12 protein-coding genes are annotated in these 14273 nt (G+C 56.2%); 6 read left to right on the top strand and 6 right to left on the bottom strand.

Annotated features, from left to right (window positions below):
• Positions 1-263: 263 nt before the first annotated feature.
• Positions 264-800, top strand: a complete 537-nt coding sequence (yfcE, locus tag II896_06180) for a phosphodiesterase (GenBank protein ID MBQ4444221.1) — start codon at positions 264-266, stop codon at positions 798-800.
• A gap of 176 nt (positions 801-976) precedes the next feature.
• Here yfcE and uvrA read toward each other — a convergent pair whose 3' ends face one another.
• The 5 genes from uvrA to II896_06155 form a co-directional block, all read right to left on the bottom strand.
• Positions 977-3799 (bottom strand): excinuclease ABC subunit UvrA, encoded by a 2823-nt coding sequence (gene uvrA / locus II896_06175; GenBank protein ID MBQ4444220.1) that lies wholly within the window; start codon positions 3797-3799, stop codon positions 977-979.
• Positions 3800-3984: 185 nt separating this feature from the next.
• On the bottom strand, positions 3985-5943 hold the full coding sequence (gene uvrB, locus II896_06170; GenBank protein MBQ4444219.1) for an excinuclease ABC subunit UvrB: 1959 nt from the start codon (positions 5941-5943) through the stop codon (positions 3985-3987).
• Between the two features lie 2 nt (positions 5944-5945).
• Complete coding sequence (locus II896_06165) at positions 5946-6332, bottom strand: hypothetical protein (protein MBQ4444218.1); 387 nt, start codon at positions 6330-6332, stop codon at positions 5946-5948.
• 83 nt (positions 6333-6415) lie between these two features.
• A complete protein-coding gene (locus II896_06160; protein MBQ4444217.1) occupies positions 6416-7192 on the bottom strand; it encodes a hypothetical protein in 777 nt (258 codons plus the stop codon).
• Positions 7193-7383: 191 nt separating this feature from the next.
• On the bottom strand, positions 7384-7569 hold the full coding sequence (locus II896_06155; protein MBQ4444216.1) for a hypothetical protein: 186 nt from the start codon (positions 7567-7569) through the stop codon (positions 7384-7386).
• Between the two features lie 70 nt (positions 7570-7639).
• Here II896_06155 and II896_06150 point away from each other — a divergent pair, with 70 nt between their 5' ends.
• From II896_06150 to II896_06130, 5 genes are all read left to right on the top strand, one after another.
• Positions 7640-8038 (top strand): winged helix-turn-helix transcriptional regulator, encoded by a 399-nt coding sequence (locus tag II896_06150; GenBank protein ID MBQ4444215.1) that lies wholly within the window; start codon positions 7640-7642, stop codon positions 8036-8038.
• 96 nt (positions 8039-8134) lie between these two features.
• The gene (locus II896_06145; protein ID MBQ4444214.1) at positions 8135-8851 is read left to right on the top strand and encodes an rRNA pseudouridine synthase; all 717 of its coding nucleotides are present in this window, start codon (positions 8135-8137) and stop codon (positions 8849-8851) included.
• Positions 8852-9018: 167 nt separating this feature from the next.
• Entirely contained in the window at positions 9019-9792 is a 774-nt protein-coding gene (locus II896_06140; protein ID MBQ4444213.1) for a hypothetical protein, read from the top strand.
• A gap of 21 nt (positions 9793-9813) precedes the next feature.
• Positions 9814-10899 carry a hypothetical protein gene (locus II896_06135; GenBank protein MBQ4444212.1) on the top strand — a complete coding sequence of 362 codons (1086 nt, stop codon included), beginning with the start codon at positions 9814-9816 and terminating at the stop codon, positions 10897-10899.
• Positions 10900-11226: 327 nt separating this feature from the next.
• Entirely contained in the window at positions 11227-12510 is a 1284-nt protein-coding gene (locus tag II896_06130; protein MBQ4444211.1) for a cation:proton antiporter, read from the top strand.
• Positions 12511-12872: 362 nt separating this feature from the next.
• Here the strand turns inward: II896_06130 and II896_06125 are convergent, their stop codons facing one another.
• Positions 12873-14267, bottom strand: a complete 1395-nt coding sequence (locus II896_06125; protein MBQ4444210.1) for an oxaloacetate decarboxylase subunit alpha — start codon at positions 14265-14267, stop codon at positions 12873-12875.
• Positions 14268-14273: the final 6 nt, after the last annotated feature.

Here is a 14273-nt window from a genome sequence, read left to right as displayed (position 1 = left end):
CGCCCCATTGTTCGCCGCGAAGTAGAGTTGCGCCTAACGTGAATAGTACGTCATCCTGAGCCGAAGCAATAGGCTTCGTGTCGAAGGATCCCCTAAGTAGAGGTACAAAAACTTCTTCGCGGCTTCACCTTTTGGTCGGGCCGTCCTCTCGGTGCCACGTCTCGCTTCACTGTACGCGTCACCGGTTCGGCTACCGCCAATTCGTTGCGCCTCGCCGTGAACCTACTCCAAGTATTCTTCTTTTTCCAAGAGGAGTTTGCCCTATGAAATTGATTATTGCTTCCGATATTCACGGCTCGGCGTATTATACCCGCCGCTTACTGGACGCGGTTCGCGCCGAGTCGCCCGACCTCGTCGTTCTCTTGGGCGACGTCTACAATCACGGCCCGCGCAATCCCCTCCCCGCCGAATACGACCCCATGGCGGTTGCTTCCCTTTTGAATGCCGTAGCCGACCGTCTTTTGGTCGTCAAGGGCAACTGCGACAGCGAGGTCGATCAAATGATCAGCCGCTTCCACTTTGTCGAGAGCGCCGTCGTTTACTTGGGCGCCACGCCCCTCTATTTCACGCACGGCCACGTCTTCAACGCCGAGCGTCTTCCCGCCGTTCCTACGGGCGCCGTACTCGTGCACGGTCACACCCACGTCGTCACCAACGTCCAAGCGGACGGCATCCGCGTACTCAATCCGGGCAGTTTGAGCCTACCCAAGGATGGCCGCCGCGCCTATATCGTAGCGGACGAAACTTCCATTCGATTTATCGACCTCGACTCAGGCGAATTTGACCGCATTTCCCTCTGACGTACCCCCATTTTTCAAACAAAAAAACGGTTTTTTCTCAACGAAGAAACCGTTTTTCTTTCGCTTTACCGCGCCACTTTTCGCGTTACGCAGTCCGGATTTTCCCGTGCTTCGGCGCGGATTTTTCAAGGCTATCCTCGCGTTTCACACCCCGCTTGCGCGGATCTTGCCGCGGGCTATTTCCGCCCGCCGAGTATTTTTTTCAAATACTGTCCCGTGTAGCTCTTCTCCACCGCCGCCACTTCTTCGGGCGTACCTTGCGCCACCACCGTACCGCCCTCGTCGCCGCCTTCTGGGCCGAGGTCGACGATATAATCGGCCACTTTAATCACGTCGAGATTGTGCTCTATCACGATGACGGTATTCCCGCCCGCGGTCAGCCGTCTCAAAATAGTCAGCAACTTGTTCACGTCCGCCGAATGCAATCCCGTCGTAGGCTCGTCCAATATATACACGGTACGCCCCGTCGAGCGCTTGCTCAACTCGGTCGCCAATTTCACGCGTTGCGCCTCGCCGCCCGACAAGGTAGTCGCGGGTTGCCCCAGCGTGATATACCCCAATCCAACGTCGTTCATCGTCTTGATTTTGTTGTAAATCTTGGGCACGGCCTTAAAGAACTCGCACGCCTCGGCGATGGTCATATCCAGCACGTCGCTGATATTCTTCCCCTTATAGCGCACTTCCAAGGTCTCGCGGTTATACCGCCGACCCTTACACACGTCGCAGGTCACGTACACGTCGGGCAAGAAGTGCATTTCTATCTTCAATATGCCGTCGCCCTTGCAATTCTCGCACCGTCCGCCCGCCAGGTTGAAGGAGAACCGTCCTTGATCGTACCCGCGCGCCACCGCGTCGGGCGATTTGGCGAACAGAGCGCGTATGTCGTTGAACACACCCGTATAGGTCGCGGGATTACTTCGGGGGGTACGTCCTATGGGACTTTGGTCAATATCGATCACGTTGTCGAAGTATTCTATGCCCTCGATAGCGTCGCATTTCCCCTCGGTCGTCAGCCTCGCGCGGTTCAATTCCATTGCCAATTTGGGGTACAATATCCCGTTTACCAGGCTGCTCTTGCCGCTGCCGGACACACCCGTCACGGCGGTCATGCATCCCACGGGGAAGGCCACGTCGATATGTTTCAGGTTGTGCTGTCTTGCGCCCAACACCCGTAGCCAACGCCCGTCCGAAGCCTTGCGCACTTCGGGAATCTCTATGCGTTTTTTGCCCGACAGGTATTGTCCCGTGATGGACTCTTCGCACGCCATCACTTCTTCGGGCGTACCTTGCACCACCAATTCGCCCCCGCGCACGCCCGCCTCGGGGCCTATGTCCACGATATGGTCGGCGGCCATCATGGTCTCCTCGTCGTGTTCCACCACGATGAGGGTATTCCCGAGGTCGCGCAGTCGCTTCAAGGTCTCGATAAGCCGTCCGTTATCCCGCTGATGCAGGCCGATACTCGGCTCGTCCAGGATATACAGCACGCCTTCCAATCCCGAGCCGATCTGCGTCGCCAAGCGTATTCTCTGCGATTCACCGCCCGACAAGGTGGACGCGCTTCTCGCCAAGGTCAAATAGCCCAACCCCACGTTCAACAGGAAATTGAGCCGCGCCTTGATCTCCTTCAAAATGAGCCGCGCCACTTGTCTATCTCGGTCAGATAGTTCCAGGTTGTCGAAGAAAAAGATAGCGTCCTTGACGGACAACTTGCACAATTCCACGAGGTTTTTCCCGCCCACGGTCACGGACGTGGCGTCCTTATTGAGGCGGTCTCCCCCGCAGGTCTTGCAGGGCACTTCACGCATAAAGCGCTCGTACTCCCGCTTCATCATTTCGCTTTCGGTGTCGTTATACCGCCGTGTCGCCAAGGGCACCAACCCCTCGTACGCCGACATATACGTCCCCGAAAAGGTGCGCGAACTGTAGGGCATGGGGATCACCTCGCCCCCGTTGCCGTAAAAGATCATATTGCGGATGCGTTCGGGCAGATCCCGCACGGCGGTATGCACCGAAAACCCGTAGTATTCGGCAAGCCCCAAGAACTGATTTTTCACCATACTGCGGTCGAAGGTCATACCGGGTATCTTGATAGCGTCCATCAAGTTCTTGCTTTGGTCGGGTATCAACAGGTCGGGATCGGCCTCGTACCGCACGCCCAAGCCGTTGCAATCGGGGCACGCGCCGAACGGACTGTTGAACGAGAACAATCTCGGCGTGATCTCGGGCAGCGAAATATTGCAGTCGGGGCAGGAATAGCGCGTATTGAACAGCACTTCCTCTTCGTCCAGTTTCGCCACTACGATACCGCCCGCCAGTTTCAGGGCGGTTTCCACCGAATCGGTCAGCCGCCGCCTTGCGGTGTCCGCTATCTTGATACGGTCCACCACCACGGATATGGTATGTTTTATCTGTTTGTCGAGGGCGGGCAGTTCCTCGTCCAGCATATAGTCCACGCCGTCTATCTCCACCCGCACGAATCCCTGCTTGCGGTATCCTTCCAACTGCTTGCCGTACTCCCCTTTTTTTGCACGCACCACGGGGGCCTTTATCACGGCTTTCGCGCCCTCGTGCGTCATAATGGCGTCCACTATCTGGTCGATGGTGGTCTCCTCGATGGGTTTACCGCACTTGGGGCAATGCGGCTTGCCCACGTTGGCGTACAAAAGGCGCAGATAGTCGTATATCTCGGTCACGGTACCCACGGTCGAACGCGGGTTTTTCGAGGTAGTCTTCTGGTCGATGGAGATAGCGGGCGACAAGCCCTCGATAAACTCCACGTCGGGCTTTTCCATCTGCCCGATGAACATACGGGCGTAGGAACTCAAACTCTCCATATACCGCCGCTGTCCTTCGGCGAAGATGGTATCGAACGCCAAAGAGGACTTGCCCGAGCCGGACAACCCCGTGAATACCACCAACTTGTTGCGCGGTATCCTGACGTCCATATTTTTCAAATTGTGCTCCTTCGCACCCTTTACGAATATATAATCTCCCATATCTTTCTACGTCCTTCTCTTCTATTCCAATATAACGATGCACCGTAGGTGCAATTCACGTTTCCATCTCACCGCAACTTGCGCTTTGCGCAAACTTCACTCGAGGCTATGCCTTGAACTTCACTTGCATAGGCATACTTCACTTTCGCCTTGCAAAAACTTCACCCCAAAGGCGTTTGCCTTTGTCAAAGCGACGCTTTCAGCTTCGCTATCCTGTCGCGCAGCTCGATTGCCGTCTCGAAGTCAAGTCCCGTAGCGGCCACTTTCATCAATCCGGTCAGCATCTCTATCTCTTCGAGTGTCTCTTTCTTCGACAGGCCCTTTTCTTCCTTCACGGCTTCGGTTATCTTGATGGTATCCTTCACCTTCTTATAGATGGTCTTGGGCGTTATGCCGTGCTCGCGGTTATAGGCCATTTGTTTTTCCCGTCTGCGGTTGGTCTCGTCGATGGCGCGTTTCATGCTGTCCGTCACCACGTCGCCGTACATAATGACCTTGCTTTCGGCGTTTCGCGCGGCTCTTCCTATGGTCTGTATCAAAGCGGTGTCCGACCTCAGAAAGCCCTCTTTATCCGCGTCCAATATGGCCACGAGGTTCACCTCGGGCAGGTCGAGCCCCTCTCTCAAGAGGTTTATTCCCACCAAAATATCGAAGTCCCCGTTGCGCAAGGCCGTCAAAAGTTTGATACGTTCGAGGGTTTTTATGTCCGTGTGCATATAATTCACGCGGAAACCGTGTTCTTTCAAGTACCCCGTCAAGTCCTCGGCCATGCGCTTGGTCAAGGTCGTCACCAGCACTCTGCCCTTCTTTTCGATGGCCTCTCGCGCCGCGCCCATCAGGTCGTCCACCTGTCCTTCCACGGGGCGCACCACGACGGGCGGATCCACCAATCCCGTAGGCCGTATCAACTGTTCCACCACGTTGCCCGCCTCTTTCATCTCGTAGTCCGCGGGCGTCGCGGACATACAGATCATCTGCGACCAACGGTCGTTGAACTCGCGGAAGTTCAAGGGGCGGTTGTCGTAGGCGGCTTTCAGGCGGAATCCGTAATCCACGAGGTTTTTCTTCCTCGCCACGTCGCCGTTGTACATACCGCGTATCTGGGGTATGGTCATGTGGCTCTCGTCCACGAAAACCACGAAGTCGTCGGGGAAGAAATCGAGCAAGGTATAAGGGGGCGTTCCGGGGGCGCGCCCGTCGAAATAGCGGCTGTAATTCTCTATGCCCGAGCAGTACCCTATTTCGCGTATCATCTCCATATCGTAGGTCACTCTTTGCCGCAGGCGTTGCGCTTCCACATACTTTCCCGCGTCCAAAAAGGCCTTCTCTTCTTTCACCATATCCGCCAATATCTCGGTGATAATGCGGTCGAGTTCTTCTTTTCCCGCTATGACGTAATGCGTGGCGGGGAAGACGGTCACCAATTTCAGGTCGGCCACGGGCACGTTGGTGGTGGTATTGATCTCGGCTATCCGTTCCACCTCGTCTCCGAAGAAATAGAACCTTACGGCGGTATTACTTTGGCTCACGGGGAATACGTCCAAGGTATCCCCGCGCACGCGGAAAGTGCCGCGCTCGAAGTCGATATCCGCCCGCACGTATTGGATGGCCACCAACTTTTCGATGAGGTCGTCCCGCTCGATGGTATCCCCCACCCGCACGTGGACGGTGTTGCGGAAGTATTCGTCGGGTGCGCCGAGGCCGTAGATACAGCTCACCGAACTCACCACGATGGTGTCGTGACGGCTCATCAAAGAGGCCGTCGCCGAGTGGCGCAGTTTGTCTATCTCGTCGTTGATATCCAGTTCCTTTTCGATATAGGTATCCGTCTGCGGCACGTAGGCCTCGGGCTGATAGTAATCGTAATAGGACACGAAAAACTCCACGCGGTTTTCGGGGAAAAACTCTCTCAATTCGTTGCACAGTTGCGCGGCCAAGGTCTTGTTGTGCGCAATGACCAACGCGGGGCGGTTGACTTTGGCGATGACGTTCGCTATAGTAAAGGTCTTGCCGCTGCCCGTTACGCCCAACAGCACCTGCGTACGCTCGCCGTTACGCAGTCCTTCCGCCAACCCCTCGATGGCTTGCGGTTGATCGCCCATCGGGGCATACTCCGAATGCAAAACGAAGTCGCGATATTCCATACTCAATGCTTGGCCGATTCGATGATCAAACCGATCAACCAGCGCAGCAAAGCCGCCAACCCCACGCCCAGCAAGGTCAAGCCGATTTTGGCCATAATGCTGTTTTTACGGTTGCGGATGCGCTGTTCTTCCGCGCGTTGAAACGCAAATCCCTTATGTAGCAAAGTGATACAAAAATAGTATTCTCCCTTCTTCTCGGTCTCCACCAAATCAAAATATTCGTCGTAGGCAAGGTTTTGCAGAATGGGCGGCAACTCGTCCAGCGTCAACTCCACGTTGTACGGAATGGCGGCCATCAAATCAACGGGACGCACCAAGCACTTCCCGTTGTTGTTCGTCGTGCGTTTGTATATCTCGCGCATTATGACCGTTTCCTTCTTACTGAGCATACCTATCTCCTCTGCCCGCCCTCGGGCATATCGCGTCCCGCAAGGCTATCTCGCCGTTGCCCTCGGCAACTATCTCGCGCCTCTCACTTCAGCGTGATATGTAATATATACATCACGAGGCCCACGACTCCGCCGCCCAATAGCGCGCCGAAGAACGCCGCCAGCCACACCAGAAGTGCGGTTTTCCCTTCCTTGTTCACGCCCGTGTTTTGCGCGGTCGGCAGGTTTTCCCGCACTACGTCCCCCTCTTTTTCGCTACTGTCCGTTTGTTGGGGGGCTTGTCCCTTTTGGTCGGCGAGATTCGCCTCGGAGGGCGCACGCAGTGCCACGGTACGGTCTGCCGCCACTTCGCGTTCCGCCGTCTTTTGCTCGTTTTCGCCAAAGACGGTCGCCTCTTTTTCTTTACGCTCCTCTTCCAACGCTTGCCGCGCCTCGCGCAGTTCGCGTTCGAGTTTTTCTTTTTCCCTTGCGGCCCTTTCCTCGGCCTCTTTCTTCTCTTTCTCGGCTTTCAGCCGCGCTTCTTCCGCGCGTTTCCGTTCGGCCGCGGCCTTTCTTTCGGCTTCTTTTCTCGCCGCTTCGGCCTTTTTGGCTTCCTCGGCCGCCTGTTTGCGACGTTCTCTTTCATCGCGCACTTCCACCACCAAGGCCCGTCCCTGCGCCGTTACGCCCAAGCAGTATTCGTCCTTGTCGGCGTATTTGACCGCGACGTACCCCTCGCCCGCCAGCGATTCCACCGAGGCGGCGAGTTCGTCCTCTTTTACGGCGTCCCCTCTCATCTCTTCCGCTTCCAATATCGCGAAAGGACGGTCGCCCGCGAGATCGTACAATCGTTCCAACAACACGAATGATTTACTATCCATACTACGAGTATACCACGCCCCCGCGCAAAAAGCAATGCAATTTTATCTTCCCCTTGTATTTCTTTCTTCCCCGTCCCGTCGCCGTCGTCCAACGCTACGTCGCGTCTTGCCCTCGTAGCGATACCTCATTCGCTCCTTGCGCCCACGGGACTACTTGCGACAAAAAAATCGCGGCATTCACGCCGCGATTTTCATTGCAGTTGTCTATCTCTACAGCCGCCGCCCAGCAGACCGCTCCCGTTGGATATGATGAGCAAGCCCAACGCCAGCAAGATCAACAGCAGGCTTTCCCCTCCCGAGATCCCGTTTTGCCCCGTCGTGGCGAAGACCAACAGCAGTATCAACAATAGCAATATCCCGTTATTATCCGAAAACATTCATACCTCCTTTATTTTCGTCAAAAACAGCGCCGTTTCTCTCAAAAAACGGCTTGATTACTGTCAATATATGCGCTACCATTCAAGTGTGTGCCGCCGAGCTTCCGCGCCGCCCAAAGGAGAATACGCCGTGCAACCCAAAACCAACCGTCACCAGGACAGTCTTATTCACTACTATCTGCCTTCCGTCGCCACGCTCGACCGCCTGTCGACCTTCTTCTCCGTCTTTTCCGATCCCGCCCGCATCAAAATACTCACCGCCCTCTCCCTTGCCGAACTGTGCGTCACCGACCTCGCCCGACATTGCTGTATGCAACAAAGCACGGTCTCGCACCAGCTGGCGTTACTCCGTCGGCAAGGTCTCGTCACCACCCGCAGGGACGGCAAAGTCATCTACTATTCGATTGCCTCACCTTACGTCGCCCGCACGCTGGAGGTAGGCGCCGACTTCCTCCACGCCAAACCATGAGGTTCGCTTTTGGCTAATAATATTTGCCTATCTTTTTCTCTTGATTTTTTCTCCGAGATATACTACAATATACCCATATCAACGAGGAGAAAAACTATGCGCATCAACAAATATCTGGCCGAATGCGGCGTGGCCTCCCGCCGAGCCGCCGACGAAATGATCAAGGCGGGCAGAGTATCCGTCAATGGCAAGATAATGACCGAATTGGGGTATGACGTGGTGGTAGAAAACGATACCGTCAAGGTGGACGGCAAGAAGATCAAGCCCATCAATCGCTACACCTATCTTATGCTCAACAAGCCCAAAGGTTGCATCTGCTCGGCCTCGGACGAACTCGGCCGCAAGACGGTCTACGACTACGTGCGCACCAACAAAAAGTTGGACTGCGTGGGGCGTTTGGACTACGACAGCGAGGGGCTTCTCCTTCTCACCAACGACGGCGAATTGTTGCACCGTCTCACCCACCCCGCCTACGAGATACCCAAGACCTATATCGTCAAGATCGAGGGCACCCTCTCCGACGAGGAGAAGGCACGCTGGTCTGAGGGGCTTACGCTTGCCGACGGCACCCGCACCGCGCCCGCTACGGTCAATGTTCTCTCCACCGAGGGCAACCTCACCCGTTTGGAGATCGTTTTGCGCGAGGGCAAAAACCGCGAGATCCGCCGTATGGCCGAGACCTTGGGCAAGACGGTCACCTTCCTCAAACGCACGGCGGTAGGCGATCTCAAACTCGGCGGTTTGGGCCGTGGCGCCAGCCGCTACCTCACGTCCAAAGAAGTCGCCTATCTCAAAACCCTCACCAAAGACTAATCACCCGTTGGCATTCGCCCTCGGCGAAACCACATCCCGACGAACGTCGGATTTCTCCCGCGCTTCGACACGGATTTTTCCCAAGGCACAGCCTTGGATTTCACACGCGACAAAGCAATAATCTTTTATATATTGCAATTATATCTATCAAGTTGTATAATAATTCTATGGACCAGACCTCACCCAATCCCATCGCCCCCATACCCGCGCCCGCGCCCCTATGGCGCCGCGCCTGTTTTTGGCAACTCACGGCGGGTGTCGTCTTCCTCGTCGCCGCCGTTTTGGTCTCGGTACTACTCACCGCGCCCATCGGCGGGTGGCGCCGCGCACAGGCGAAGGTGGAGATGATAGACCAATACGCCTATTCCCTCACGTTCCCCGTAGAGAACGGCACGCACGTTTACGTCAAGCGTTCCAACGTGCCCATTCGGGACGTTCGGGACGGCCAAACGCTCTACTTCCGCTACCGTGCGGACGATCCCGACGTGGTCGTTCCCTACACGGACGCCATCGTCCTCGGTGCGCTCTTGGGCGTAGCGGGGTTACTCTTGGTCGCGGTCGCCTCGTCCATCTGGCACGAGGAGCGCAAGAAGCGCGCTCGTTGGGGGCGCGTCCGGCGCGATGGCGTACCCGTACAGGCCACCGTTCTCAACGTCTACAAAGACTACACGGGGCTCACCAAAGCCGCCCGACGGCGCTACAGCCGCTTGGATTGCGCCTACTACCCCACTTCTCCCGCCGCCCAACAACGCGAGAGCGGTCAGGCCTCGGTGTGGCTCTTCACCAGCGAGCGTTTTTACCGCCCCGTGTCCAAATTCGAGGGTAACGTCACGGTCTACGTCGTGCCATCTGCCCCCGACGATTACTTCGTGGATTTGACGTCACTCACGGTTCTCGAGGTGCACGACGCGCCCGACAGTCCCGCAGAAGACGCCATATAATGCAGCCCAAAAGGAGTTTTTATGAGCAAAGCGAAACCTCTCAACAAAGCAGTCAAGGCGATCGTCATCGTCTTCATCGTCATTGCCGTCATCGTCACCATCATCGTCGGGTTGATGCTGTCCACCTACATACCGCGCGGCTATCGCACCGACTGGACGGCCGAAGCGGTCACGGCCAACCCCCATATCGTCAACGACGGCGCCGCCAATGCCGAGGGCACGTCCAAGACCTTGGTCTGCGCCCATCGTGCGGGCCGCACCCTCGCCCCCGAAAACACCATCGCCGCCTTTGCCAAATGCTTCGACAACGTGGCGGCCTACGGCTATCGTTTCGATACGTTGGAGTTTGACCTGCACCTCACCAAGGACGGGCATCTCATTCTTCTCCACGACGACACCTTGGACCGAACGAGCGATTGCACCCTTCGCGGCGAAAAGGACGTCCACCCCAAAGACAAGACCTTGGCCGAACTCAAAACCTACAATATGGGCTACAATTTTCCCGATCCCGAGGCCCCCGGTCACTATCCCTACCGAGACATGACGGACGAGCAATTAGACGCCGCCCACGCGCGCATCTGCACCCTCGAAGAGGTGCTTGACTACGTCAATTCCCGCCTTGCCGAGGGACAAACGATGAACTATATCATCGAGATCAAGGACGACGGCGACCGCGGCCACCTTGCCACGGACAAACTCTACCAGACCATGTTGGACTATCACATTTTGGACAAAGTCATCGTGGGTACCTTCCACCAAGCCGTCACCTCCTACATCGACACGCGCTACCAAAACCGCGAGGACGGCAAGAATATCATTCGTTCGGCTTCCATCAGCGAGGTTTTGGACTTCTACTTCTCCATGATGTTCAACGTCGACCTCTCCAAGAAAAAGGTTGGTTACAGCGTATTGCAGATTCCCTATCGCGATTTCGTCATCAACTTGGGCAAGCCCGCCATCATCGAGTACGCGCACGCCTTCGGCATCGCCGTACAATATTGGACCATCAACGACGCCGCCGATATGCAATACCTCGCCGACGCGGGCGCGGACACCATCATGACGGACGATCCCGCCCTTCTCTACAAAACCATCAAGACGAAATAACGCTTACGTAGCACTACACCGCCAACCGCCAAGGTAGCACGTCATCCTGACCGAAGCGCAGCGTAGTGGAAGGATCCCCCAAGTAGAGCCGCATCCCCCCTTCCCTCCGCCGACAGGCTTCTAATACTACCACAACTCGTGCATAGCACGAACTTCACTCAAGGCTGTGCCTTGAACTTCACTGCGAATGCAACTTCACTTCGCCATAGGCGAAACTTCACCGCTCCAAGGCGCGCCCAACGTACAATTCACCCTTAAAATCAACCTCAAAAGGTTGATTTTCTTTTTTTATCGTGCTACAATCTTCACGTAAAAGAAGGTTTCACTATGGAATACTACGCGTTACTATTACCCTTAGCCCTCATTCTCGTCCTCAGCAAATCCGCGGGCGTTCTTTTGGGCAAAATCGGCGTGCCGCAGGTCATCGGTATGATCGCCGCGGGCGTTCTCGTCGGTCTCATCGGCTTTATTCCCCACCAAACCGTCCTCACCCCCGCCGTAGAGGAAGGCCTCTCTTTCCTTGCCAAGATCGGCGTGGTCATCATCATGTTCTCGGCAGGATTGGACACCGACCTCAAAAAGGTCAAGCAGACGGGCGCCTCGGCCATCGTCATCACGGTTTTGGGCGTAGTCGTGCCCTTAGGCGCGGGCTTCGCCGTGGCGGGCGCGTTCTTCGGTTTCGAGGATATTTTCAGTTGCCTCTTCTACGGCGTCATTCTCACGGCTACTTCTGTCTCGGTCACGGTCGCCACGCTCAAAGAACTCGGCAAGTTGGATTCCAAGGTTGGCACGGCCATCATCTCGGCCGCCATTTTGGACGATATCATCGGCATCGCGCTGCTCAGCCTTGTCATCGGGCTCAAAGGCGCGGGTTCGGGTGCCGCCACGGGGCTTTTGGGGCGCATCCTCTCGGCGGCGGGCGCCACGGTCGCCCCCTCGGTCGAAATATGGCTCGTTCTTTCCAATATCGTCCTCTTCTTCGCGGTGGGCATCGGCATAGGCCTCGTCTTCCGCTATCTGTTCCGCCTTCTTGCCGTCCATCACCACCACTTCCGCCGCATCGCCATCTTCGCTTTCGCGCTGTGCTTCTTCTACGCCTACGCGGCCGAAGCCTGGTTCGGCGTCGCCGACATCACGGGCGCGTTCCTCGCCGGTCTTCTATTGTCGGGGCTCAAAGAGAGTTCCTACATAGACCGCAAGGCGGACATTTCCACCTATATGATCTTCGGCCCCGTCTTTTTCGCCAACATCGGCGTTCTCACGATGATGCAGATCGTCCGCGGTGAGTTTGCGGTCACGCCCGCTTTTATATGGTTCGGCGTATGCTTCGTCGCGGTGGGGCTTGTGGGCAAACTCATCGGGTGCGGCGTGGGTGCCAAACTCTGCCGCTTCGACTTTAAGGACAGTTTCCGCGTAGGGCTCGGCATGATGGCGCGCGCCGAGGTGGTCCTCATCTGCACCCAAAAAGGCGTGCAGTCGGGGCTTGTTTCCCCCTCCATCACCCCCTTCGTGCTGGCCATCATTCTCCTCTCCTCGCTGCTTACTCCCCTTCTTCTCAAGGTCACCTACCGCAGTGAGCACGTCCCCCAAGAACCCGCCGATTTAGCTTAAACTAAATGGATTTTCGCGTATTTATGCGCTGATTATCCTTCTATCTTCCTTTCAAACGAATCATCAAAAAACGCTATCTTCCCCCTCGAAAATAGCGTTTTTATCACGTCGCACCGCGTCGGCGGTATATCCCAAACCCCATAGGGATTTATCTCCCATCGGCTCTACCGATACATCGCAGTTGCCCTCGCAACTATATCGCGTTCGCCCTCGGCGAACCACCATATCCCGACGAACGTCGGATTTCTCCCGCCCGCGGATCGAGCGGATTTCTCCCAAGGTTATACCTTGGATTTCTCTGCGCCTAAGGCAAGCGACACAGCCGCCAATTCACCGGGTCGTTTCAACCCGTTTCTACTTGTTTACACCGGGTGTATCGGGTTCTCTTTGTCGCCCAACGTCACGTCCACGCCGTACTTTTGCGCTTTACGTTGTTTGAAGAAGTTGGTCGCCACTTGCGGGAACAGGGCGTAACTCAACACGTCCTCTTCGCTCTCGGCGAACTCGGCCACTTCCTTGCGGTATTTCTCCAATTCGGGCTCGATGAGGTCAGCGGGGCGGCAGGTAATGCGTTCTTCGCCTTTCAGCACTTCCTGCACCAACTCGGGGTTGGGTTCGGCGGGCAATCTGCCGTATTCGCCTTTCAAGAGGCCTTTGGTCTCTTTCGTCACGCGTTTATACCGTCCGAACAGCACGTTCATCACGGCTTGCGTACCTACTATCTGCGAGGTAGGCGTCACGAGGGGCGGATACCCGAGGTCGGCGCGCACTCTCGGCACTTCTTCCAGCACCGCTTGGTACTTATCCTCTGCCTTGGCCTCTTTCAGTTGGTTTAGAAGATTGCTCAGCATACCGCCGGGCACCTGGTACACCAGCACGTTCACGTTGACGTTCAGCACCTTGGGATTCAGCACGCCGTCCTTTTTCAGCCGTTCGGCCACCGTGCGGAAATGCGCCGCCGCTTGGTTCAAAAGCCCCAAGTCGAGCCCCGTATCGAGGTCGGTGCCCTGCAAGGTCGCCACCAAGCTCTCGGTGCAGGGGTTAGAGGTGCCGTCGCCCAAAGGACTCAACGCGCAGTCCACGATATCCACGCCCGCTCTGGCGGCCATCAAGTTGGTCATATTGCCCGTGCCGCAGGTGTTATGCGTATGCAAATGGATGGGTACGTGCACGGCTTTTTTGAGCGCTTTCACCAATTCGTACGCCTCGTAGGGTAGCAAGAGGTTAGCCATATCCTTTATGCAGATGATGTCCGCGCCCATCGCTTCCAACTCCTTGGCCACGTTGACGAAGTATTCCCGCGTATGCACGGGGCTGATGGTATACGCCAACGCCACTTCGCACGTACCGCCGTACTTTTTGGTGGCCTTGATGGCGGTCGCCATATTTCGCGTATCGTTCAAGGCGTCGAAAATACGAATGATATCAATGCCGTTCTCGATGCTCTTCTTCACGAAAGCGTCCACCACGTCGTCCGCGTAATGCTTGTAGCCCAACAGGTTTTGCCCGCGCAACAGCATCTGCAACTTGGTATTAGGCAGGGCCTTACGCAAAGCGCGCAGTCTCTCCCACGGATCCTCGTTCAAGAAGCGCAAGCAACTGTCAAAGGTCGCGCCGCCCCAGGCTTCCAGGCTGAAATACCCCACCTTGTCCAATATGGGACAAGCGGGCAACATCTCGTCCAAACGCATACGGGTAGCCGCCTGCGATTGGTGCGCGTCACGTAAAATCGTTTCGGTAATTTGCAATTTAGCCATAGTCTA

The organism is Clostridia bacterium, assembly GCA_017394805.1.
In the GTDB taxonomy this organism is placed as follows: domain Bacteria; phylum Bacillota; class Clostridia; order Christensenellales; family CAG-1252; genus RUG14300.
Note: the sequence above shows the minus strand (reverse complement) of the source record. Positions and strands in the feature narration are given on the sequence as shown.

What these genes read in the sequence shown, in the direction of transcription:
- yfcE (MBQ4444221.1), top strand. Translation starts at nt 264, where the DNA reads ATGAAATTGATTATTGCTTCCGATATTCACGGCTCGGCGTATTATACC.
- uvrA (MBQ4444220.1), bottom strand. Translation starts at nt 3,799, where the DNA reads ATGGGAGATTATATATTCGTAAAGGGTGCGAAGGAGCACAATTTGAAA.
- uvrB (MBQ4444219.1), bottom strand. Translation starts at nt 5,943, where the DNA reads ATGGAATATCGCGACTTCGTTTTGCATTCGGAGTATGCCCCGATGGGC.
- II896_06165 (MBQ4444218.1), bottom strand. Translation starts at nt 6,332, where the DNA reads ATGCTCAGTAAGAAGGAAACGGTCATAATGCGCGAGATATACAAACGC.
- II896_06160 (MBQ4444217.1), bottom strand. Translation starts at nt 7,192, where the DNA reads ATGGATAGTAAATCATTCGTGTTGTTGGAACGATTGTACGATCTCGCG.
- II896_06155 (MBQ4444216.1), bottom strand. Translation starts at nt 7,569, where the DNA reads ATGTTTTCGGATAATAACGGGATATTGCTATTGTTGATACTGCTGTTG.
- II896_06150 (MBQ4444215.1), top strand. Translation starts at nt 7,640, where the DNA reads ATGCGCTACCATTCAAGTGTGTGCCGCCGAGCTTCCGCGCCGCCCAAA.
- II896_06145 (MBQ4444214.1), top strand. Translation starts at nt 8,135, where the DNA reads ATGCGCATCAACAAATATCTGGCCGAATGCGGCGTGGCCTCCCGCCGA.
- II896_06140 (MBQ4444213.1), top strand. Translation starts at nt 9,019, where the DNA reads ATGGACCAGACCTCACCCAATCCCATCGCCCCCATACCCGCGCCCGCG.
- II896_06135 (MBQ4444212.1), top strand. Translation starts at nt 9,814, where the DNA reads ATGAGCAAAGCGAAACCTCTCAACAAAGCAGTCAAGGCGATCGTCATC.
- II896_06130 (MBQ4444211.1), top strand. Translation starts at nt 11,227, where the DNA reads ATGGAATACTACGCGTTACTATTACCCTTAGCCCTCATTCTCGTCCTC.
- II896_06125 (MBQ4444210.1), bottom strand. Translation starts at nt 14,267, where the DNA reads ATGGCTAAATTGCAAATTACCGAAACGATTTTACGTGACGCGCACCAA.